At 44.7% G+C, this 1,697-nt stretch carries 1 protein-coding gene; it reads left to right on the top strand.

Annotated features, from left to right (window positions below):
* On the top strand, nucleotides 1-1,697 hold a 1,697-nt coding region (locus HEQ50_RS12495), incomplete at both ends, for an MBG domain-containing protein (RefSeq protein WP_211089337.1).

Raw genomic sequence — 1,697 nt, 5'->3', positions numbered from 1 at the left:
ACGTATGGTGAAGCAGACCCAACCTTGACCAGTCAGTTATCTGGTGATTCAACGCTTGCACCTGGGCAAAAATTGTCAGACTTGGTCACGTTGACACGTAAACCTGGTGAAGATGTTGGGACTTACACGATTAATGGCAGTTCAAAGAGTAATGATTATACGTTTGAAATAACACCAAGTGAACTAACAATTAACAAACGGGCGATTACTGTTCAGGTGGATAATCAACGTAAAGTCTATGGTGAAGATAATCCTCAACTGACTTGGCAGGTTTCAGAATCGGCGCCATTACTTCCTGAGGATTCACGAACGGACTTACAAGTTACCTTACAAAGACAGTCCGGCGAAAGCATTGGTCGTTACACGATCAGTGGGACTGCAACGGCCAAGAACTATGATATTAAAATTGATGATGGTACACTTTTGATTGATCCGCGGCCAGTCACCGTTACTATTGATAATCAAGAGAAAGTTTATGGTGATGCTAATCCTGAGTTAACGTGGCAGGTAAGTGCGCAAACGCCTTTAGCAAAGACGCAACAACCGGCTGATTTGCAGTTGTATCTAAGTTGTGGAACTGCTAGAAACGTCGGAACTTACGTGATTTCTGGAGCAGCAATGAATGCCAATTATGCAGTTACCATTACAAATGGCATTTTAGAGGTGACTAAACGACCAGTCACTGTTACTGCCAACAGCCTAACCCAGACATATGGAGACGCTGATCAGCCGCTTACATTGAAAGATGGGTCGTCAGTTGTCGTCAATGGTGACTCTGAAACGGATTTAGGTGTTACCCTGACACGTCAAGCTGGTAAAAGTGCTAAAACTTATGACATCACTGGATCATCAACGAGCCAGAATTATCAGGTCACCGTTACTTCAGGAAAATTAACTATTGTTCCGAAGAAAATTACGGTTACGGTTGTTGACCAGACGATAAATGCGGGCGAACAGGAACCAGTGAATAATGTTACGGTGCCTGATGATGCATTGGTAAAGGGTGACTCACTTGCAGGACTGGATTTGCGTTACTCGGAACCGGATGGTAAAGAAGTTGGAACTTATGCGATTAATGCAGCGGCTCAAAATCCAAATTATGACGTGACGGTTAACGCTGGTCAACTGAAGGTCTTAGGACATGATGTTGATTCAGCTGGTAATGTGACCATCACTGAGAAAGACCCGGACGGTAACGTCGTCCAGATTAATAAGCAGTGGCCAGATGGCAGTCAAACAACTTACATTTATAATCCAGCAACGGGTGAACGAACTGTATATGAGCAGAAGAATGGTGAAGATGTCGGTCAGCAGACTATTACGCCCCATGCTGCAGTAACGTTACCTGATGATGAAAATACGGCTAGTGTTGTCACACTTGACCCTGAAACTAATCAGCCAACGTTTGAGCACTACACGACCCAACAAGATACCGATGCGTCGAATAATGTGACAACCACGACCAAGGATTCTGTTGGTAATGTTACCAAGGTTACTAAAGGCTGGCATGACGGGAGTACAACCACGTACACCTATGATCCGGCAACAAGTGAAGGGAAGGTCACGGAACAAAAGGATGGTAAGACCGTCAGTGAAACGACGATTGAACCTGGCGATTCGAATGTGACTTTACCGGATGGTAATGGTGTTGAAACAACGATTGATGCTGGGCAACCGGGTTCACAGCCAACAATTGA

This window comes from Lactobacillus sp. HBUAS51381 (assembly GCF_012641095.1).
GTDB lineage: Bacteria > Bacillota > Bacilli > Lactobacillales > Lactobacillaceae > Levilactobacillus.
This window is presented reverse-complemented; position numbering and strand designations above follow the sequence as displayed.